At 73.1% G+C, this 20,442-nt stretch carries 15 protein-coding genes; all 15 read left to right on the plus strand.

Going from position 1 to position 20,442, the window contains the following annotated elements:
• Positions 1–5: 5 nt before the first annotated feature.
• Genes tssH through H566_RS0111900 form a run of 15 tightly spaced genes read left to right on the plus strand, consistent with a single transcriptional unit; the run spans position 6 to position 20,381 of the window.
• Positions 6–2,765, plus strand: a complete 2,760-nt coding sequence (tssH, locus tag H566_RS0111830; protein WP_028311600.1) for a type VI secretion system ATPase TssH — start codon at positions 6–8, stop codon at positions 2,763–2,765.
• Positions 2,762–4,777, plus strand: coding sequence for a type VI secretion system Vgr family protein (locus H566_RS0111835; protein ID WP_028311601.1), 2,016 nt, complete (start codon positions 2,762–2,764; stop codon positions 4,775–4,777). The genes tssH and H566_RS0111835 overlap by 4 nt, the downstream gene beginning before the upstream one ends.
• Before the next feature lie 8 nt (positions 4,778–4,785).
• Positions 4,786–5,592 (plus strand): toxin-antitoxin system YwqK family antitoxin, encoded by an 807-nt coding sequence (locus H566_RS24670; RefSeq protein WP_051378677.1) that lies wholly within the window; start codon positions 4,786–4,788, stop codon positions 5,590–5,592.
• A 4-nt stretch (positions 5,593–5,596) separates the two neighbouring features.
• Positions 5,597–5,983, plus strand: a complete 387-nt coding sequence (locus tag H566_RS0111845; protein WP_028311602.1) for a DUF4280 domain-containing protein — start codon at positions 5,597–5,599, stop codon at positions 5,981–5,983.
• A gap of 12 nt (positions 5,984–5,995) precedes the next feature.
• Positions 5,996–6,373 carry a hypothetical protein gene (locus tag H566_RS0111850; RefSeq protein WP_028311603.1) on the plus strand — a complete coding sequence of 126 codons (378 nt, stop codon included), beginning with the start codon at positions 5,996–5,998 and terminating at the stop codon, positions 6,371–6,373.
• A 28-nt stretch (positions 6,374–6,401) separates the two neighbouring features.
• Entirely contained in the window at positions 6,402–7,448 is a 1,047-nt protein-coding gene (locus tag H566_RS24675) for an ABC transporter substrate-binding protein (RefSeq protein WP_028311604.1), read from the plus strand.
• Between the two features lie 20 nt (positions 7,449–7,468).
• On the plus strand, positions 7,469–8,767 hold the full coding sequence (locus H566_RS0111860) for a dicarboxylate/amino acid:cation symporter (protein ID WP_028311605.1): 1,299 nt from the start codon (positions 7,469–7,471) through the stop codon (positions 8,765–8,767).
• The gene (gene cuyB, locus H566_RS0111865) at positions 8,764–9,468 is read left to right on the plus strand and encodes a cysteate racemase (protein WP_028311606.1); all 705 of its coding nucleotides are present in this window, start codon (positions 8,764–8,766) and stop codon (positions 9,466–9,468) included. The genes H566_RS0111860 and cuyB overlap by 4 nt, the downstream gene beginning before the upstream one ends.
• A 13-nt stretch (positions 9,469–9,481) precedes the next feature.
• Complete coding sequence (locus H566_RS0111870) at positions 9,482–10,966, plus strand: cation:dicarboxylate symporter family transporter (RefSeq protein WP_028311607.1); 1,485 nt, start codon at positions 9,482–9,484, stop codon at positions 10,964–10,966.
• Positions 10,967–11,000: 34 nt separating this feature from the next.
• On the plus strand, positions 11,001–11,546 hold the full coding sequence (locus H566_RS24680; RefSeq protein ID WP_051378678.1) for a hypothetical protein: 546 nt from the start codon (positions 11,001–11,003) through the stop codon (positions 11,544–11,546).
• Between the two features lie 8 nt (positions 11,547–11,554).
• Entirely contained in the window at positions 11,555–12,895 is a 1,341-nt protein-coding gene (gene tssK / locus H566_RS0111880; RefSeq protein WP_028311608.1) for a type VI secretion system baseplate subunit TssK, read from the plus strand.
• Positions 12,892–13,647 carry a DotU family type IV/VI secretion system protein gene (locus tag H566_RS0111885; RefSeq protein ID WP_051378679.1) on the plus strand — a complete coding sequence of 252 codons (756 nt, stop codon included), beginning with the start codon at positions 12,892–12,894 and terminating at the stop codon, positions 13,645–13,647. Before tssK ends, H566_RS0111885 begins: the two co-directional genes overlap by 4 nt.
• A complete protein-coding gene (locus H566_RS0111890) occupies positions 13,644–17,804 on the plus strand; it encodes a type VI secretion system protein (RefSeq protein ID WP_028311610.1) in 4,161 nt (1,386 codons plus the stop codon). Before H566_RS0111885 ends, H566_RS0111890 begins: the two co-directional genes overlap by 4 nt.
• A complete protein-coding gene (gene tssA, locus H566_RS0111895; RefSeq protein ID WP_051378680.1) occupies positions 17,801–19,126 on the plus strand; it encodes a type VI secretion system protein TssA in 1,326 nt (441 codons plus the stop codon). Before H566_RS0111890 ends, tssA begins: the two co-directional genes overlap by 4 nt.
• A gap of 49 nt (positions 19,127–19,175) precedes the next feature.
• Complete coding sequence (locus H566_RS0111900) at positions 19,176–20,381, plus strand: hypothetical protein (protein WP_028311612.1); 1,206 nt, start codon at positions 19,176–19,178, stop codon at positions 20,379–20,381.
• Positions 20,382–20,442: the final 61 nt, after the last annotated feature.

Consider the following 20,442-nt stretch of genomic DNA (forward strand, 5'->3'; position numbering starts at 1 on the left):
CCGCGATGGACATCGACATCCGCACCCTGCTCTCGCGACTGAACGCCGAGTGCAAGACCGCGATGACCCGCGCCGCCGAGCTGTGCGTGCGCGAGACGCATTTCAATGTCGATCCCGAGCATCTGCTCGTGAACCTGCTCGATCCGATCGCGCCCGACCTCGCGCTGATCCTGCCCGCCTTCGGCATCCAGCCCGAGCTGATCCAGGGCCAGCTGCGCAAGGCGCTCGAAGGCTTCAAGCGCGGCAACGGCCGCACGCCGGCGCTGTCGGCCCACCTCGCGCCGCTGCTGCAGGAAGCCTGGCTCATGAGCTCGATGCTGCTCGGCCAGCAGCAGGTGCGCTCGGGCACGCTGATGCTCGCGCTGCTGGAGGTGGACAGCCTGCGCGGCCTGCTGCTCGACAGCGCGCCCGGCCTGCTCGTGATCCCGCGCGGCCAGTTGCGAGAGCGCCTCGCCGCGCTGCTCGCCGAGTCCACCGAGTCCGGCGGGCTGCCGGCGGCGGTCGCCGCAAGCGCTGTCAGTCCGGTAGCGCCGGGCGCCGTCGCCGAGGGCGCGCGCATGCCGAGCCTCGCGGCCGGCGCCGCGACGCCCGCGCTCGACCAGTACACGGTGGACGTGACGCGTCAGGCGCGCGAGGGCCGGCTCGACCCGGTGCGCGGCCGCGACGGCGAGATCCGCCAGATCATCGACGTGCTGCTGCGCCGCCGCCAGAACAACCCGATCCTCGCGGGCGAGGCCGGCGTGGGCAAGACGGCGGTGGTCGAGGGCTTTGCCCAGCGCGTGATCGCGGGCGACGTGCCGCCGGCGCTGCGCGAGGTGTCGGTGCGCGCGCTCGATCTGGCGCTGCTCCAGGCCGGCGCGGGCGTGAAGGGCGAGTTCGAGAACCGGCTCAAGTCGGTCATCGCCGAGGTCAAGGCCTCGGCCACGCCGGTGATCCTGTTCATCGACGAGGCGCACCAGCTCATCGGCGCGGGCGGCGCCGAGGGCCAGGGCGACGCGGCCAACCTGCTCAAGCCGGCGCTCGCGCGCGGCGAGCTGCGCACCATCGCCGCGACCACCTGGGCCGAATACAAGCGCTATGTCGAGCGCGATCCGGCGCTCGCGCGCCGCTTCCAGGTCGTGAAGGTGGACGAGCCCGAACCCGAGGCGGCGATGGAAATGCTGCGCGGCGTCGTGCCCACGCTCCAGAAGCATCACGGCGTCGAGATCATCGACGAGGCGGTGCGCGAGGCGGTGCTGCTGTCGCACCGCTACATCTCGGGCCGGCAACTGCCCGACAAGGCGGTGAGCGTGCTCGACACCGCGTGCGCCCGCGTCGCGCTCGGCCAATGCGGCACGCCCGCGCCGATCGAGGCGCTCGCGCGCCAGATCGAGAGCCTGCGCGGCAGGCTCGGCGTGCTGCGCCGCGAGCGCGCGACCGGCGCCGACCACGCCGCCGCCATCACCGACGCCGAAGCCGAACTCGCCGACCTCGTCGCCCGCCGCGACACGCTCCAGGCCAAGCTCGACCAGGAACGCGCCGCCGTCGCCGAGATCGTCGCGCTGCGACGCCAGGCGCAGGAACAGGCGGACGCGGCCAGCGGCGCGGCCACGGGCGCGGGCCGCGCCGGCATCGCCCAGCCATCGCGCGCCGCCGCACCCGCCGACGACGACAGCCCCGACTACGCCGCCCGCCTCGGCCGTCTCATGAAGGGCCTCGAAGCCCTGCAGGAAGACGACCCGCTCATCCCCGTCAATGTCGATGCGGCCCAGGTCGCCGAGGTCATCTCGGGCTGGACCGGCATCCCCGTCGGCAAGATGCTCGCCGACGAGCTGCACACCGTGCTCCACCTCAAGGACCGCCTCGCCGAGCGCGTCGTCGGCCAGGACCCGGGGCTGGACGCGATCGCGCGCCGCGTGCGCACCTTCCGCGCCGAGCTGGACGATCCGGTCAAGCCCGTGGGCGTGTTCATGCTCGTGGGGCCGAGCGGCGTCGGCAAGACCGAGACCGCCTGCGCCCTCGCCGACCTGCTCTACGGCGGCGAACGCAACATGGTCACGGTCAACATGAGCGAGTTCCAGGAGGCGCATTCGGTGTCGAGCCTCAAGGGCGCGCCGCCGGGCTATGTCGGCTACGGACGCGGCGGCGTGCTGACCGAGGCGGTGCGGCGCCGGCCCTATTCGGTCGTGCTGCTCGACGAGATGGAGAAGGCCCATCCCGACGTGCTGGAGCTGTTCTTCCAGGTGTTCGACAAGGGCACGATGGACGACGGCGAGGGCGTGTCGGTGGACTTCCGCAACACGCTCATCGTGCTCACGTCCAACGCGGCGCAGGACGTCATCACCGATGCCTGCGCCGGCGGCCGCCGGCCCGCGCCCGAAGAACTCGTGGCGAAGCTGCGGCCCGCGCTGCTGCGCCAGTTCAGCCCGGCTTTCCTCGCGCGGCTGGTGCTCGTGCCCTACTACCCGCTCGCCGACGCGCAGATCCGCCGCATCGTCGGCCTCAAGCTCGGCCGGCTGGCCGAGCGCTTCGACGCCAACCATCACGCGCGCTTCAGCTGGGACGAGGCCGTGACCGACGCGATCACGCGCCGCTGCACCGAAGTCGATTCGGGCGCGCGCAATGTCGATGACATCCTCACCCAGTCGGTGCTGCCCGAACTCTCGACGCTCGTGCTCGAACGGCTGTCGATGGCCGAGCCCTTCGACCAGATCCACATGAGCCTCGGCGCCGACGGCCGATTCGCCTTCCGCTTCGGCGCGCGCGGCGCGGGAGTCCGGGCATGAGGGACGGCTTCGTTCAGACCGGCAACTTCCTGCAGGTGACGACGCCCTTCGGCAAGGACGTGCTCATGCTCGACGCGCTGGAGGCGAGCGAGGGCATCTCGGAACTGTTCAGCATCAACCTCCAGATGCGCTCGTCCAACACCGCGCTCGACGCCAGCAAGATCATCGGCAAGAGCGTGACCGTCACGCTCAAGGCAGCCGACGGGCCGGCGCGCTACTTCAACGGCATCGCGAGCCGCTTCGTGCACACCGGCGGCGACCGCGACTTCGCCCACTACTCGGCCGAGATCGTGCCGACGGCCTATCTGCTCACGCTGGACCGCGACCGCGCGGTCTGGCAGAACAAGTCGGCGGCCGACATCGTCAAGGCGGTGCTCGGCGACTTCGGCGTCACCTTCAGCAGCAAGCTCACCGGCACCTACACCGCGATCGAGTACTGCGTGCAGTACGACGAGACCGCCTTCGAGTTCATCTCGCGGCTCATGGAATCGGCCGGCATCTGCTACTGGTTCACCTTCGCCAACGGCAGCCACACGATGGTGCTGGCCGACGCGTCGACCGCGCACCAGCCCTGCACCGACGCGGCGACGATGCGCTTCCTGCCCGAGACCGGCACCCTGAGCCAGACCGACACCATCACGAGCTTCGCGGTCGAGGACCGCCTCGTGCCGCAGAAGCATGTGCTGAGCGATTTCGACCCGCTCAAGCCGAGCACCGCGCTCAAGGCCGAGGCCAGCGGCACGACCGGCAAGGGCGAGCTGTTCGAATGGCCGGGGCGGCATGCGAGCAGCTCGGCCGGCACGGCGCTGGCCAAGCTGCGGCTCCAGGCCAGCCAGGCCGACAGCCATGTGCTGCGCGGCCAGGGCTATGCCTACAGCTTCGCGGCCGGCACCAAGTTCACGCTCAAGGATCACTTCCGCAGCGCGCTCAACACCTCGCATGTGCTGCGCCGCGTGCATCACTCGGCGCGCGACCAGCGCTACTGCAACAGCTTCGAGGCCTTCCCGGCCACGACCACCTTCCGCCCGCCGCTCGTCACGCCGCGCCCGCGCGTGCACGGCAGCCAGACCGCCACGGTGGTCGGCCCCAAGGGCGAGGAGATCTGGACCGACAAGTACGGCCGCATCAAGCTCCAGTTCCACTGGGACCGCGTCGGCAAGAAGGACGACACCAGCTCCTGCTGGGTGCGCGTCGCGCAATCGACCGCCGGCTCGGGCTTCGGCTCGCTGTTCCTGCCGCGCATCGGCCAGGAGGTGGTGGTGACGCATGTGGACGGCGATCCCGACCGGCCGCTCGTGACCGGCGCGGTCTACAACGGCGAGCACCTGCCGCCCGTGACGCTGCCGACCAACCAGACCCAGACGGTCATCAAGACGCGCTCGTCCAAGCAGGGCAAGGCCGGCAACGAGATCCGGCTGGAGGACAAGAAGGACGCCGAGGAGTTCTACCTGCATGCCCAGAAGGACATGAAGGTCGAGATCGAGAACGGCCTGACCGTCACGCTCACCGAGGGCGCCGAGAAGCACACCCTCACCAAGGGCGACCGCACGGTCGATGTGCAGAAGGGCAAGGAGACGCACAACGTCAAGGGCACGCGCACGCTCACGATCACCGGCGACGAGTCGCACACCAACAAGGGCGACTTCAAGCAGACGGTGTCGGGCAAGTACACGCTCAAGGTGACGGGCGACCTCACGCTCGACGTGACGGGCGGCATCACGATCAAGGCCGGCAAGGCGATCACGATGACGGCCGGTACCTCGCTCACGGCCAAGGCCGGCTCGGCGCTCACGAACCAGGCCGGCACCTCGCTCACCAACAAGGCGGGCACGGCGCTGACCAACCAGGCCGGCACCTCGCTGACGAACAAGGCCAGCATGGGCCTCGTCAATCAGGCCGGCACGACGCTCGATAACAAGGGCGCGATGATCAACAACAAGGCCTCCGGAATGCAGACCGTGGACGGCGGCGGCATGCTCACCCTCAAGGGCGGGCTGGTGAAGATCAACTGAGGCGCGCGATGGACGAGACGCTTCCGCAACCCGTCACCGCCGCGCCGCCGGCCGACGCCGGCCTGTCCGGCGCCGCGCCCGCCGACGCCGTGGCCGACGCCCCCGACGCACCCGAGGCCGACGACCTCGACCCGCCGCCGCCGAGCGGCGTGTTCGACGAACATGACGACGCCGGCAACCTCGTCGCGCGCACCACGCTCGTCGATGGCCTGCCGCACGGCCGCATGCAGCGCTTCGCCCCCGGCGGCCTGCCGCAGATGGACGCCAACTACGAGCGCGGCCGGCTCCAGGGCCGGCTCACGCTCTACGACGACGCCGGCAAGCCCGCCCAGGTCGCCGAGTACCGCGACGGCCTCCAGCACGGCATGACGCGCATCTACGCCAACGGCCGGCTGATCCAGGAGCAGCCCTATGCGAAGGGCCAGCTGCACGGCGAAAGCGTGAGCTACGACGAGGCCGGCGAGCCGAGCGCGCGCCTGCCCTTCCGCGCCGGCCAGCTGCAAGGGCTTGCAAGCTTTTACCTGCAAGGCCGGCTCGTGCGCGAGGCCGGCTATGTGAAGGGGCTGCTCGACGGCCCGTCCACCGACTACGACGCCGAGGGCACGGTGGTGCAGGTCGCGCACTTCCGCGCCAACCTGCTGCACGGCGTGCTGCGGCGCTACTGGCCCAACGGCGAGCTGATGGAAGAAAGCAGCTACCGCAACGGCAAGCTCGCCGGCCCGCCCGCGCGCTTCGACATGAAGGGCCGCCCGCTCGGCGCCGACGAATCCACGCCGGGCGTCATCGCCCGGCTCGAAAAGCTCATCCGGGGGTAATGCCATGGGACAGCAGGTCTGCACCGGCGCACTCACCAAGTGCACCTTCGGCGTGGCGCCCGCCGCGCTCATGGTGCTGCCGATCAGCCGCACGATGACCGGCGCGCCGGCCGCCAACATCATGGACGGCAAGCCGATGGTGAACGTGCTGCCCTTCGGCATGTGCCAGTCGATGGCCAATCCGATGGTGGCCGCCGCGAGCGCCGCCGCGATGGGCGCGCTCGTGCCCATGCCCTGCATCCCGATGACGATGGCGCCCTGGGTGCCCGGCGCGCCGACGGTGCTCATCGGCAACATGCCCGCGCTCAACAACAGCTCCAAGCTCATGTGCATGTGGGGCGGCGTCATCGGCATCAACATGGCGGGGCAGTTCACCGTCATGGTCCCCTGAACGGAGCCGACCATGAGCTACCGCCTCTCGCTCACGCCGCGCATGCTCGCGGTCGCGGTTGCAAGCCTTTGCGCGCTGCTGCTGCTGCTCTTCCTGCTCGGCGTCGAGACCGGCCGCCGGCTCGCCGCGCCCGAGGGCGCGCCGGGCTCGCCGGCCGCCGTGGCCGAGGCGCTGCGCGGGCTGCCGTCATCGGCGCCTGCGCTGCCGTCGGCAGCCTCGCTGCCTTCGCTGCCGCCGCTGTCGGCCACGCCCGCCAGCCAGGCTCCCGCCACGCCCGCGCCGTCGAACATCGCGCCCTCGCGCGCCGATGCCCTGCCCTACGTCCCGCCGCCCCTGCCGCGCGCGCCGATCTACACCGCGCCCGCCACGGCCACCGCGCTCGCGCGCTGACCCGGCCCGCGCCTCTTCCTCCCGAGCCATGAACAAGACGACAACCGCCACTGCCCGACTGCCCCTGCGGCGCTGGATCGCCGCCGCCCTGCTCGCCTGCGGCATGAGCGCCGCCATCGCCGCGCCACCGGGCGCCGGCCCGGCCAGCGCCGGCGCCACCGCCACGGCGCCGGCCGTCACCGCGCTCGCCGCCGCGCCAGCCACCACGAGCGGAGGCGCGGTCGCGGCCACGACCACCGGCCCGGCCGCGATGGCCATCGCCCCGGCCGCGGTCGCGACACCCGCGCAGCCGGCCGCCCCCGCCGGCCTCGTGCGCGTCGCCGACGGCCGCCTGCTCGCGCCCGAGATCGCCCGCATCGTCGAGCGCGGCGAGCTGGTCGTGGCCATGCTCGGCACCGACCAGCCGCCCTTCTTCGAGGAGCGCGACGGCGAGCTCGTCGGCGTCGAGGTGGACATGGCGCACGAGATCGCGCGCGAACTCAAGGTGCCGAAGGTGCGCTTCAACCGCGAAGCGAAGACCTTCAACCAGGTGGTGGACGTGGTCGCGCGGCGCGAGGCCGACCTCGGCATCAGCAAGCTGTCGCGCACGCTGGCGCGGGCCCAGGTCATCCGCTTCTCGGAGCCCTATCTGCGCCTGAACCATGCGCTCGTGCTCAACCGCGTCGCCTTCGCGCGGCTCGCGCTCGACCGGCCGGTGACGGCCGTGGTGCGCGACTTCGGCGGCACGCTCGGCGTGATCGAGAAGTCGTCCTTCGCCGATTACGCGACGCGCAACTTCAGCCACGCCACGCTCAAGACCTACCCCAAGTGGGATGACGTCGTGACCGCCGTGCGCAAGGGCGAGGTCGTGGGCGCCTACCGCGACGAGTTCGAGATCAAGCGCCTGCTCAAGGCCGACCCCACGGCCTCGCTCACCCTGCGCACCGTCACCCTCAAGGACCTCGAAGACACGCTCGGCATCGCCGTGAACATGCAGGACCCGGTCCTGCTCGCCTTCGTCAACCAGTACCTCGAACAACGCCCGGCCAAGCTCGACATCGACAAGGTGTTGCAGGCCGTGACCGACGCCCGCTGACGCCAAGGACCACCCACAACATGAGCCTCTCCGTCAAGACCCTGCAATCGCTTGCACTCAACCCCTGGGTGGTGCTCGCGAGCCTCGTCACCGGCTTTGCCGTCGGCAGCCTCGCGCCGTCGTTCGCGCTCCAGGTCGGCTTCATCGGCGACATCTATGTCGATCTCATGAAGATGATCGTCCTGCCCTTCATGGTGTCGGCCATCATCTTCAGCCTCCAGCGCCTGTTCCAGGAGGGCGGCGCGGCCCAGCTGCTCGGTCGCGTCACGGTGGTGTTCCTCGCCTTCGCGGGCGTGGCGGCGGTGGTCGGCACCGTGGTGCTGCTCGCGATGCAGCCGGGCGCCGACCTGCCCCAGCACACGCTAGAAACCTTCGGCCGCATCGTCGGCACCGACATCTCGTCGAACGACACGGTCATGGAGCTGCGCGGCGTCGATCAGGCGGTCAAGCGCACCGGCGCGGCCGACATCCTCGTGAGCCTCGTGCCGTCCAACGTGTTCGCGGCGCTTGCCAGCGGCGACACGCTCAAGTCGCTGGTGTTCGCGCTGCTGTTCGGCTTCGCGGTCGGCCAGGTGCCGACGCGCGTGTCGGAAGGCCTCACCACCGCGCTCGAAACCGTCTACCGCAGCTGCCAGACGCTCACCCACTGGCTCAACCTTCCGCTGCCGATCGTGATCGCCTGCATGAGCGCCTCGCAGCTCGCCAAGACCGGGCAGGAGCCGCTGATCGCGATGACCCAGTTCGTGCTCGCCTTCTTCGTCGCGAGCCTGCTCGCGCTGCTGCTCGCGCTCGCCATCCTGTGGCGCCGCAGCGGCCTGGGCCTGGCCGAGATCATCGGCGCGCTGCGCGGCCCCTTCGCGCTCGCGATCGCCACGCGCAGCAGCGCCACCTGCATGCCGGCGATGATCGAATCGCTGGCCGACCGGCTCGGCTATCCGCGCCTGCGCGTCGAGCTGCTGGTGCCGCTCACCACCTCGCTGCTGCGCATCGGGCCGGTGCTGTACTACGTGTGCGCGACGCTGTTCATCGCCCAGCTGTATGGCCGGCCGCTCGGCGCGGGCGAGCTGGCGCTCGTCATCGCCGCCTCGGTGCTCGCGGGCTTCGCGTCGGCAGGCATGTCGGGGCTGGTGACGGTGTCGCTCACGGGCATGGCCTGCGGCTATCTGGGCCTGCCCTTCGAGGCGGCCTTCATCCTGTTCGTCGCGGTCGATCCGCTGTGCGACATCCTGCGCACGCTGGTGATCGTGATCGGCAACACGGCGGCGGTCGCGCTCATCTGCCCGCAGCCGCTGCGCCTCGGCGCCGGGAGCGTGCAATGACCTGCATCGGCGTGCTCGGCGGCATGGGCCCTGCCGCGACGGTGGACTTCATGTCCAAGCTCGTCGAACTCACGCCCGCGAGCTGCGACCAGGAGCATCTGCCCGTGGTCGTGGCCAACCTGCCCCAGGTGCCTGACCGCAGCGCCGCCATCCTCGGGCGCGGCGCCGATCCGCTGCCCGGCCTGCGCCGCAGCGTCGAGATCCTCAACGAGGCCGGCGCGGGCGTCATCGCCATCCCCTGCAACTCGTCGCACCACTGGTACCGCGAGCTGTGCGAGCTGAGCCTCGCGCCGATCATCCACATCGTGCATGCCTGCATCGAGCGCATCCCGGCCGGGGCGCGCCGCACGATGGTGCTGGCCACGCGCGGCACGCTGGCCTCGGGCTTCTACCAGCGCGAGCTGGAGGCGCACGGCCAGCATTGCGTCGCGCCCGATCCGGTGCGCGACCAGCCCTTCGTCGATGACTGCATCCGCCGCGTCAAGGCCGGCGACCGCGCCGGCGCCGCCGCGAGCCTTCAGGTCATGCTCGACCACGCGAAGGCCGAGGGCGCCGACGTCGTCATCCTCGGCTGCACCGAGCTGCCGCTCGCGGCCGCCGCCGGCACCGATGCCCACGGCATGCTGCTCATCGACAGCTCGCTCGAACTGGCGCGCGCGGTCGTCGAGTACGGCCTGCGCAGCGGCTGGAACCACGGCTGAACCGGGCGCCCGCGTGACCTGGACCCGCCATCCGCTGGTGCTGCTCGCGAGCCTCGCGGCCGGCGCCCTGCTCGGCGCGCTGAGCCCGGCGGGCAGCGACATCGCGGCCTTCATCGGCCGGCTGTTCGGCAACCTCATGGAGCTGGCCGCGCTGCCGCTGCTGGGCGTGGCGACGGTGTTCGGCGTGCGCAACGTGGTGGCGCTGCCGCAGCGCGGCCGGCGGCTCGCGGGCGTGCTCGCGATGGCGGCGCTGGCGCTGCTCGGCTGCGGGCTGCTCGGCGCCTTCGCGGCCGGCGGCGCCGGGCTCGGCGGGCATTTCGACGCGGCGGGGCTGCGCGCGCTCGGCGAGCTGGTGCAGCAGGCCGGCGGCGACGCGGGCCGCGACGTGATGCGGCTGCGGCCGTCGGCGGCCGAGCTGGCGGCGCAGGCGCGCGGCGCGGGCGGCCTGGGCGCAGGCGCGGCTGTCCTCGCCCCCAGCCTCGGCGCCGGCCTCGACGCCCTCGACGCCGGCCCGCCCGAAGCCGCGCGCGGCCATCTCGACAACCTCTTCGCCCTGCTCATCGACGGCCGGCCGGCGGCGCTGATCGCGGCGGCCTTCGTGTTCGGCCTCGCCTTCGCGAGCCTCGGGCGCGAGCGCAACCGCGTGCTCGCGGGCCAGCTCGAAGCCGTCTATCGCGCCTGCGAGCGGCTGATCGCGCTCGCGCTGCATCTGCTGCCGCTGCTCACCTTCGGCCTCGCGGCGCAGATCGCCGCCACCGCCGACGCGCGCACCGTGGGCCTGCTCGGCGGGCCGCTGCTGGTGCTGCTCGCCGCCGGCCTGCCGGTGGGCGCGGTCGCGCTCGCGGTCATCTGCCGCGCCGCCGGCTGCACGCCCTGGCAGGCGCTCGACGCGCTCAAGGCGCCGCTGTTCGTGAGCCTGGTGGCGCCATCGCCGGTCGCGGCCATCCCCGCGACGATCGAGGCGCTCGGCGCGCGCCTGGGCTTCGCGCGCGGGCTGACCGAGCTGCTCGTGCCGGCCGGCGCGGTGCTGCTGCGCGCCGGCACCGCGCTGCACACGGCGGCCATCGTCGTGTTCGTCGCCACGCTCTACGGCGAGGCGCCCGCGCCGCTGATGCTGGCGTGGATCGGCCTGCTCGCGGCGGTGGCCTCGGTCGTGGCCGGGCCGGGCCAGCCCTTCGGCGCGCTGGGCGCGGCGGCGCTGGTGCTCGGCTGGTTGCATCTGCCGGCCGAAGGGCTGCTGCCGTTACTCCTGCTGACCGACCGTATTTGCTCGGGACTACGGCAAATGCTGGGTCTGTTCTGCCTTTCGGGAATCGTGGCCCATGCAAATCTCGGTCTGCCGGCGGAACGGCGGGCCTTCGTGCCCGGCGCTCCGTCTGCGCCCCTCGGCCTGGTGGTGACACGTCGCGGTCTGGCGCTGGCGCTTGCATGCGTCGCGCTGGCCGGCGTCCTGAGCTTTGTCGTGGGGGTGGGCATCGGTCTGCGGTTCGCCGCCTGACCGCACAAACACGAACAACATCGGGATTCCGGACATGACCCAACGCAGCGGTCCTCGCCTGCGCACGTCACGACGGGACTGGCTCCGCCTCGCGGCCCTGAGCGGCCTGCTGGGCGGATGCAGCACCGTCGGCGACATGGCCTCGGTCGTCGCCTCATCGACGGCCAACGCCTTTTCCGGCGGCGCCTCGCCCGCCTTCCTGCGCTGGAAGGGGCTGCTCGTGGTGGCCGATCCCGATGCCAACGACAACTCCGCCGTCGCGCTCGACATCGTGTTCGCGGCCGACGCCGGCACGCTCGACCGCCTGCTCGCCCTGCCCGCGAACAAGTGGTTCGCCACCCGCGCCGAGCTGCTGCGCAGCTTTCCCGCCGCCCTGGCGGTGCGCAGCTACGAATTCGTCCCCGGCCAGACGCGCCGCCTCACCGAACAGGAACTCGGCTCGCCGCGCGTGGCGGGCGTCGTCCTGTTTGCCGACTACCGCGGCCCCGGCGAACACCGCCAGCGCCTGCCCGCCGTGCGCGAGGGCGGGCTGGTGGCGCTCGGGGCGCGCGATTTCAACATCACCGCAACCCGGCTCTGACACCGACCATGACCACCGGCCTGCCCGTGATTCCCGACCGTATCCAGTGGCATGAAGGCATGCTGCTGGCCCCCCAGCACTTCCAGCAGTTGCAGGCCCGCGTCGATGGACTGGCGGCCTGGCATCTGCTGGCCGCCGCGCCGCTTGCCTGGGGCGTGGCGCGCTGCGACATCGACCCCAACCTGCTCGCCACCGGCCTGCTGCGCGTGCTGAAGCTGGAGGCCGTGCTGGCCGACGGCAGCGCCGTCTGGCACGACGCCGCCGACGCGCTCGACGCGCCGCTCGAACTCGACCTCGCCGGGCTGCACGGCGACGCGCTCGACGCCGGCGCGGTGGACGTTTGGCTCACGCTCCCGGCCGCGCGCTCGATGCGCAATCCCAGCGCGCCGGCCCGCTTCCGGGGCGTGAACGCGCCGCCGGCCGACGACGAGGTGTCCGACGCCGAACCGGCCGACCTGCCGCGCCTGCGCCCGCGCCTCGGCCTCGCCGCCGGCGCCGTGCCGCCCGCGCTCTGGCAGCACCTGCGCCTGTGCACCGTCGTGCGCGACAACGGCCAGCTGCGCATCACCGACGAACTGCCGCCGCTGCTGCGGCTCGGCGCCGACCATCCGCTGCGCCAGCGCGCCTGGGCCGTCTGCCGCGAGCTGCGCGCCAAGGCGGCCTGGCTCGCGCGCCAGGGCCAGCTGCCGTCGTCGCGGCTGGAAGACCGGCTCGCGATGCTGGAGGACCGCGCCCGGCTGTCGGCGCTGCTCGCGCCGCTCACCGCGCTGGAGGCCGTGTTGCAGACCGAGCCGCTGCATCCGCATGCGCTCTGGCTCGCGCTGTGCGCCGCGCTCGGGCCGCTGGCCACGCTGCGGCCGGGCGCCATGCCCGTGATGCCGCCGGCCTGGCGCCATGACGCGCCGCGCGAAGGCTTCGACCTCGTGCTCGCGGCCTTGCAGGACGCGCTGGCCGAGGTAAGCCAGGACTACCGCCTGCTGCCCTTCGGCCTCGCGGGCGGCGTGTTCGCGCGCGCCGTCGAGGGCGGTTGGCTCGGCAAGCGGCTCGTCGTCGGCCTGCGCGGCCAGCCCGAGCGCGATCTCGCGGCGTGGATGGAATCGGCCGTGATCGGCGCCGACAGCGCCTGGAATTCGCTGCGCGAGCGCCGCGTGCTCGGCGCGGCGCGCGCACGCATCGAGGCCGCGCCCGAGCTGGGCCTGCGCGGAGGCGGCGGCTACACGCTGTTCGAGATCGACCCGGCCGGCGCCGGGCTCGCCACCGGCGGCACGCTGCGCATCGCCAACGCCAACGAGGCCGGCGACGCGCGCCGGCCGCACGAAATCGTCCTGTTCGTGAAGGGGGCCGCATGAGCAGCGCGATCGAGATGGTCGGCGACGAGCTCGACGCCGATTTCCGCCGCTTCTATGAAGAAGTCGAACTCGCGCGCCAGCAGGCGCCCGAGAGCGACGACCCCGCCACCTGCGAACTCGCGGCGCGCCAGGTCCAGCACCACCTGCGCGGCCTCATCGAATTGCAGGACATGCAAGCGCGCCGCGCCAGCGGCCGCGCGGGCGCCAGCGCCGCCGAGCAGGTGCGCTATCTCAAGTCCGCGCTGGCCGACGAGCTGCTGCTCAACCGGCCTTGGGCCGGGCGCGCGCTCTGGCCCTCGCATCTGCTGGAGGCGGCGCTGTTCCGCAGCAGCGTCGCGGGCGACCGCGTGCTCGACACCATCGAGCAGCTGCTGAGCGACCGCGAGCCGGCCGCGCGCCCGCTCGCGCGGCTCTACCTGTTCGCGCTCGCGCTCGGCTTCCAGGGCCGGCTGCGCGGCACGCCCGATGCCGACATCACGCTGCGCGGCCTGCGCGGCGAGCTGTTCCAGTTCGTCTATCAACGCCCGCCCGGCATCGGCGAGCGCGGTCAGCTGCTCGCGCCGCAGTGCTATGCCAACACGCCGTCGCATCTCGCGCCGCAGCGCCAGCGCCGGGTCGCGCGCTGGGCCGTCGTGGCGCTGGCCGGCGCGGTCGGGCTGCTCGCGCTGTCGGAGCTGGTCTGGCTCTGGCAGACCTGGCCGCTGCGCCAGGCCATGAGCGGCGCGGTCGCGCTGCTGGAGGTGACGCGATGAGCGCGCTGCTCTTCCTCAAGGACCAGCTGGTGCTCATCACGCTGCTGGCGCTCGTCGCGGTCGTGCTGCTGGTGCTGGTGATCGTGGTGCGCGCCGCGACGCGCGACGGCGAGGCCGGCGGCAAGCGCCGCGCCACGCCGCGCCTGCGCTCGGACACGCTGCGCAATTCCTTCCGCCAGTCGGTCGAGCTGATCGAGGCCCATCTGGCCACGCGCGCCCAGCGCTACAACCTGCCCTGGGTGCTGGTGCTCGACGAGGGCGACGGCCAGGCGATGCTGCCGCTCGGCGAGGCCGGCATCGCCAGCGCGCTCGGCACCGACGCCTCGGGCGCGGTCGGCACCGAAGGACTGCACTGGCATTTCTTCGACAAGGGCGTCGTCGTGGACGTGCTCGGCGCCTGCCTCGGCAGCGGCGACGGCGACGACGAAGCCGACAAGCCCTGGGACGAATTCCTCGGCCTGTGCCGCGACTACCGGCCCGAGCGCCCGTTCGACGCCTTCGTGCTCACGGTGCCGGCGGCCCTGCTCGCCGACACCCATCCCGACGCGCGGCTCGAACTCGCGCGCCTCGCCAAGCGCGCCAACCGCCGGCTGTGGCTGGCGCAGAACCGCTTCGCGATGCGCTTCGGCCTGTACGTGGTGGTGTCGGGCTGCGAGGGCATTCCGGGCTTCGCGGCGTGGTCGCGCGCCCTGCCCGAGCTGCTGCGCGGCGGCATGCTCGGCTGGTCGTCGCCCTACGACCTCGCCACCAACTACCGCCCCGACTGGGTGGACGAGGCGATGCGCCAGACCGTGCGCACCCTCACCGATTCGTCGGCCGAACTGTTCGCGGGCGCGGCCGACGGCGTCGCCGCCGACTGCTTCCTGCTGCCGGCGCGCATGGCCGCGCTCAAGGGCCAGGTCCAGCTCTATCTCGACGAGCTGATGCGCCCGAGCAGCTATCACGAGCCCTTCCTGCTGCGCGGCCTGTACTTCACCGGCGACGCGAGCGAGGCGGCCCAGATCGTCGCGCGCGGCCTCGCCGCCGACGGCGCCGACGAGCTTGACGCCGCCCCGGCCGCCGATGCCGCCGCCACCGACGACGCCGGCATCCCCATCGTGAGCGACGCCCTGCCCGCCGCCGAACTGCCGGCCGGCACGCGCCAGCCCGTGTTCCTGCGCGACCTGTTCGAGCAGAAGGTGTTTGCCGAGATCGGCCTCACGCGCCCCTCGGGCACGCAGGCGCTCGGCCGGCCCGCGCTCGGGCGCGGCCTGCGCTGGGCCGCGATCGGCCTCGCCGCCACCTGGAGCGTCGGCCTCGTCGCGGGCGGCGTGGTGCTGCATGCGCAGAGCACCCGCCTGCAGGAAGTGCTGGCCCAGCTCCAGGCCGGCGCCCAGGCGCGCTACCTCGCCGCGCGCGACGGCCGCGCGCTCGACGCCGACACCCGCCGCGCCCAGGCGCTCGGCCTGCTCCAGCTCATGGGCCAGATGGACGACCGCCGGTTGTGGTCGCTGTTCATGCCCGGCTCCTGGCCGGTGTTCGACCCGCTGTCGCACCACCTGCGCGCGCATTTCGAGGACACCTTCGCCGACGTGGCCGTCGCAAGCCTGCGTCAGACCCTCTACGACCAGGGCGCGCGCCTGAGCGGCGTGGCCCAGGACCCGGGCACCGGCGAGCTGATCGTCGGCGCGCCCTGCAACAGCTCGCCCTGGCTCGCGGCGCGCGCCACGCGGCCGTCGCAGGCCACGCTGGGTTTCGAGGATCTGCGCGAATTCGGCGACTGGCTCGACTACCTCAGCGCCGTCGAGCAGCTCGACCAGGCCGCGCTCGCGCTGCACCGCCTGTTCGACGCCCAGCGCCCGGCCGAGGGCCGCGACCTCGCGCTGGCGATCCGCGTGCTCTACGGCGTGGACCTGCCCGGCGCCTCCGACCACACGGCGGCGCTGTTCCGCAGCAACGCGGCCGGACGCGGCGGCCTCGGCGTGCAATCGCTTGCAGCCGCGCTGCAATGCGGCCAGCGCCGGCTGGTGACGGCGCTGCGCGAACGCGCCTTCGAGCACAACGACCTCGTGACGCGGCTCGACGATCTCAACACCCGTATCGCCGCGCTCGACGGCAGCCGCGCCCGGCCCGACGAGGCGCTGGCCGACTGGCGCGCGCTCCAGTCCACGCTCGACGAGCTCAACGCCCTCGCCACGCGCGGCGGCGGCGACTGGATGCTCAAGCCCGCCTTCCAGCCCGGCGCCGGCTACGACCGCGCCCTCGCCCGCGCCGGCGCCTCCTGGCTGCTGGGCGCCGACAGCGCCCGCGCGGCGCGCGACGAACTCGACGCCGGCTTCCGCACCTTCGCGCCGGTGCTCGGCCGGGCCGTGCATGCCGACAACTTCGCCGACGTGGCCTGGAACGCCAAGGACGCGCGCTGGGAACTGGCGCCGTCGTCGCTGGCGCTGCGCGGCGCGCTCGCCGAGCTGCTGGCCCAGCCCTGGATCGGCCAGTCGGCCGACCTCGCGCTCGGCTCGCGCGGCGAGGCGCTCGTCGCCTGGGATGCGCAACGGCTCGACCAGGCGCTCGCCGCCGGCGATCTGCGCAAGCGCGCCCAGGCCGAACTGCTGCCGCGCTTCCCGGCCGAGCTGCGCCCGGCCGCCGAACGCCTCGTCGATCAGCAGCTCGCCGCGCTCGTCGGCCAGCAGCTCGACGCGGCGTTGATCCCGGGCGGTCTCGGCGATGCCGACGCCGCCGTGGCCGACGCCGAGCGCGGCCGGCTCGCGCGCGTGCAGGCCCTGCTTGACGACCTCGGCGCGCGCCCGCTGTCCGACCAGCTGCGCATGGTCATGGCGCGCGACGGCGCCGCCCGCCTGCGCCGGCTCGACACCCTGCTCGACCGCGCCGAGCTGTACACGCCGGCCGACGGCGGCCTGCGCGCCTGGCAGGGCGAGAAGGGCCCGGCGCTCGCCGCCTTCGCGATGCCCGACGCGACCGCGCTCGCCGGCTATCTCGCGCAGCAGCGCGGCCGCGTCGAGGCGCTGGCCCGCGAGGCCGACGCCCTGCTCGCGCGCGGCGGCGCCAGCGACGGCGCGGCCGGCTGGCAGTCGATCGCGCGCGACCTGGAGCGCTACAAGCTGCACAACCCCAACAGCAGCCTGCTCGCGCTGGAGAACTTCCTCACCGCGATGGCCGGCGACGTGGACGCCGCCAATTGCGCCGACCGCCTCGCGCGGCCCGGCATGCTCGCGCGCGGCAGCGACTTCTTCGCGCAGCGCCAGCTCCAGCTCGCCGCGCAACTGCGCCAGCGCTGCGGCGAACTCGCGCGCGGCGAACAGCGCGGTGCGTGGCAGGCCTTCGCCGGCGGCTTCAACCGCACGGCGGCCGGCCGCCCGCCCTTCGCCGCCGGCCCCGGCGGCCCGGAGACGCCCGCGCTCGACACCGACGAGATGCTGGCCCTGCTCGCGTCCTACGACCGCTCGGCGCGCGCGCTGCGGGGCATGGCCGTCGCCGGCACCAGCCCGTCGAGCGTGAGCTTCGGCGCGCCGGCGGGCGCGGCCTACGCGGCCGCCAGCGGCGGCTACGGCGACGACGCCCGCAACGCCACGAACGCGCGCCGCTTCCTCGACCAGTTCGAGCGCGTGCGCGCCTTCCTGCAACCGCTCATGCCGGCCGACGACGCCCCGCCCGGCTACGACATCAATGTCGAGTTCCGCGCCAATCCGGCCGGCGAGGCCGAGGGCAACAAGCTCATCGACTGGAGCCTCGACATCGGCAGCCAGCACCTCGGCTGGCGCGATGCCGCGCGCCCGCTGCGCTGGGAGCCGGGCCAGCCCATCACGCTCAGCTGGCGCTTCGCCAAGGACGGCCCGGTGCAGCCGGTGGCCGACGAGCGCCAGCCCGCCTACGTCGTCGCCAACCGCGCCGTCACGCTGCGCCAGGCCGATCCCTGGGCGCTCATCAGCCTCGTGAGCCAGTACCGCGAGCCGGGCGCCGGCCGGGCCGATCCGCGCGGCCAGCTGCTGCGCTTCGAGTTCCCGCTGCGCGTCGCCAGCGCCGACACGCCCGGCGCGCCGCCAGCCGACAGCCGCGCCCGCGTCTATCTGCGCATGACGATCAGCCCCGCCGGCAAGCGCGCGCCGCTCGCCTGGCCCGGCGCCTTCCCGACCCGCGCCCCCGAGGACTACCTGCCATGACCGAGCTGCTGCTCAGCCCGCACGCCGACGACATCGACGCCGCCATCGCCGCCGACACCGACGCCTTCATGGGCCTCGGCGCCCTGCTCGCGCCGCTGCCCGACGGCGACGGCTGCGGCCCCTCGCTGCGCTACGACGCGGTGATGGCGCGTATCCGCACCGCGCGCGAGGAAGAAGACCCGAGCCTGCCGATGGGCGACTGGGAACGCCCGCTCAAGGTGGCCGACTGGCAGCTCGTGCGGCTGCTGTCGGCCGAGGTGCTCGCGCGCCGCAGCAAGGACGCGCAGGTGGCCGCGTGGTGGCTCGAAGCCTCGCTGCATCTGCGCCAGGGCGAGGGGCTGGTGGACGGCATCGCGCTCGTCTGCGGGCTGGTCGAGCGCTTCTGGGACGGCATGCATCCCGCCATCGACGACGGCGATCTCGACCTGCGCCGCGCGCCCTTCGCCTGGCTGGCCGACCTGCTGCCGCTCGCGCTGCGGCTGCATCTCACGCTGCTGCCGCTGCCCGGCCGCAAGCCGCCGCGCCTGTCGCTCGACGACTGGGAGCGGCAGTCGCAAGGCATCGCCGAGGAAATCGACCTGCCCGAAGACCGCGTGCTGCCGCCGCGCGAGACGCTGCTGCAACTCGCCGCCCGGCCCGACAACGCGGCCTGGCTCGCGGCGCTGCGCGGCCAGCTCGAACGCGCCTCGGCGCTGTGGGCGCGGCTCGGCATGCGGCTGGACGAACGCATGGGCCTCGACAGCCCCAACCTGCAACGCACGGCCGACACGCTGATGGCGCTGCGCCGCGCGGTCGACGCGCTCGCGCCACGCCCGGTCGCCGCGCCGGTATCGGCCGCGACCGACGCGGCGCGGCTTGCCGCGCTGGGCGTGGGCGCGCCGCTCGACGGCGCGGGCGGCTGGCCGGTCTCGGCCACGCTCGCCGCGATGGGCATCGGCGCGCCGGTCGCGCCGGCCGGCTTCGGCGCCGACGCGGCCGGCGCCGCCGACCCGACCGATCCCGCCCCGCAATTCGCGGCCGCGCCGGCCTCGGGCGGCGCCCCGCCCGACCCCGCCGCGCTCGCCGCCCTGCCCGCCGCCGCCGAACTCGCGGGCTGGCAGCCCGGCTCGCCCGGCTGGCCCTCGCGCGCGGCGGCCTACCGCACGCTTGAAGCCATCGCCGACTACCTCCAGGACATCGAGCCGCACAGCCCGACGCCCTATCTCATCCGCCGCGCCGTCAACTGGGGCCGCATGCCCCTGCCGCAACTCATGCAGGAAATGCTGCGCGAGGAAGGCGACATCGGCCGGCTGTTCCGCCTGCTCGGCGTCGAGCAGGAATGACCGCCCAAGCACGACAACACATCAGCACCGCCCCCTGAGAGGAACGCCCATGCCCCTGCCCGGCCAAGACCCGATGAGCATCGCCATCGCCGCGATGAACGAAGCCCGCAACGGCGGCGACTTCAACGCCCTGTTCCGCGGCCGCAAGCTGGCCTTCAAGCTCACCAGCCTGCGCGACTCGGTCTGCGATCTGCGCGAAGCCGCCAACGACGCCGCCACCAACGTGGGCGCGGTGCTCGTGCCCGGCAGCAACCAGGTGGTGGACGCGCTGCTCGGGCTGGCCCGGCTCATCCGCGACGGCGGCAAGGCGATGATGGCCGGCCTCAAGAGCGCCTTCCACAAGCTGCTCGACGTGTTCGACGAGCTGCGCACCGCGCTCGCCGACGCCTTCCAGCCGCTGCTCGGCGTGATGAACATGGCGATCGACGCGCTCGTGAATCTGCTGTTCGACCTGCTGCCGAACGTGTTCATCGAATTCGTGAAGGGCATCGTCGCGGCGGTGCTGCCCTTCGTGGGCCAGATCAAGGCCGTGGGCGGCATGCTGCTCGCGGTGGGCGGCCTGGTGCGCAACGCGATTGAGCGGCGCCAGCTGGTGAAGTCGGCCGCCGCGCTCGACCTCAACAACCGTTTCTCGTCGGCCGCGCGCGGCTCGATCATGACCATGATCGACGACGAGCTGCGCCGCGCCGCCGCCGATGCCGCGATCGAGACCGTGAACGCGGGTTCCAGCGTCGCCGGCCTCGTGTTCACGGGCAACGTGGCGGGCATGGTGTCGGGCATCGCGACGTCGGTTGCAAAGCTTTGCATCAAGGTCGGCGTGCTGGTGTCCGACCTGCTGAAGATGCGCAGAGGCAACGAGCTGCTCGACCGCATGGCCGCCGACCCGCGCCATGACGTGAACCCGGCCGCACTGTTCGCGGCCGCGCCCATCCTCGGCTGCCACTACCTCGTGAGCGCGACCCAGAGCAGCCTGATCGCCAACACCGGCTTCTCCACCTCCTTCCGCACCCGCATCACCACCTCGTCGCAGGCCTGGCTCGCGGCCTATCAGGCCAAGGCGGCCCAGCTCACGCCGCTGCGCACCAAGGCCTTCGAGCTGGTGCGCGCGAGCCGCATGGAGCTGACGGCGGAATCGCGCTTCGGCATCAGCCTCGACATCAGCCTCGTGGATGAGGCGAAGGATGCGATCACGGGGGCGATCGGCGATGCGGTGACGGGGCGCGCGGGGGCGGCGGTGATGGCGCGGATGGCCTGAGCGGGCGGCGGGTGAAGTGAGGGGATCGGCCGGCGAATGCCGGCCGGTTTGCTTTTGGGTG

Source organism: Derxia gummosa DSM 723, assembly GCF_000482785.1.
In the GTDB taxonomy this organism is placed as follows: Bacteria; Pseudomonadota; Gammaproteobacteria; order Burkholderiales; family Burkholderiaceae_E; genus Derxia; species Derxia gummosa.

Excerpts from the sequence above, each read along its gene's own strand:
- tssH (WP_028311600.1), top strand. The coding sequence starts at position 6 with ATGGACATCGACATCCGCACCCTGCTCTCGCGACTGAACGCCGAGTGC.
- H566_RS0111835 (WP_028311601.1), top strand. The coding sequence starts at position 2,762 with ATGAGGGACGGCTTCGTTCAGACCGGCAACTTCCTGCAGGTGACGACG.
- H566_RS24670 (WP_051378677.1), top strand. The coding sequence starts at position 4,786 with ATGGACGAGACGCTTCCGCAACCCGTCACCGCCGCGCCGCCGGCCGAC.
- H566_RS0111845 (WP_028311602.1), top strand. The coding sequence starts at position 5,597 with ATGGGACAGCAGGTCTGCACCGGCGCACTCACCAAGTGCACCTTCGGC.
- H566_RS0111850 (WP_028311603.1), top strand. The coding sequence starts at position 5,996 with ATGAGCTACCGCCTCTCGCTCACGCCGCGCATGCTCGCGGTCGCGGTT.
- H566_RS24675 (WP_028311604.1), top strand. The coding sequence starts at position 6,402 with ATGAACAAGACGACAACCGCCACTGCCCGACTGCCCCTGCGGCGCTGG.
- H566_RS0111860 (WP_028311605.1), top strand. The coding sequence starts at position 7,469 with ATGAGCCTCTCCGTCAAGACCCTGCAATCGCTTGCACTCAACCCCTGG.
- cuyB (WP_028311606.1), top strand. The coding sequence starts at position 8,764 with ATGACCTGCATCGGCGTGCTCGGCGGCATGGGCCCTGCCGCGACGGTG.
- H566_RS24680 (WP_051378678.1), top strand. The coding sequence starts at position 11,001 with ATGACCCAACGCAGCGGTCCTCGCCTGCGCACGTCACGACGGGACTGG.
- tssK (WP_028311608.1), top strand. The coding sequence starts at position 11,555 with ATGACCACCGGCCTGCCCGTGATTCCCGACCGTATCCAGTGGCATGAA.
- H566_RS0111885 (WP_051378679.1), top strand. The coding sequence starts at position 12,892 with ATGAGCAGCGCGATCGAGATGGTCGGCGACGAGCTCGACGCCGATTTC.
- H566_RS0111890 (WP_028311610.1), top strand. The coding sequence starts at position 13,644 with ATGAGCGCGCTGCTCTTCCTCAAGGACCAGCTGGTGCTCATCACGCTG.
- tssA (WP_051378680.1), top strand. The coding sequence starts at position 17,801 with ATGACCGAGCTGCTGCTCAGCCCGCACGCCGACGACATCGACGCCGCC.
- H566_RS0111900 (WP_028311612.1), top strand. The coding sequence starts at position 19,176 with ATGCCCCTGCCCGGCCAAGACCCGATGAGCATCGCCATCGCCGCGATG.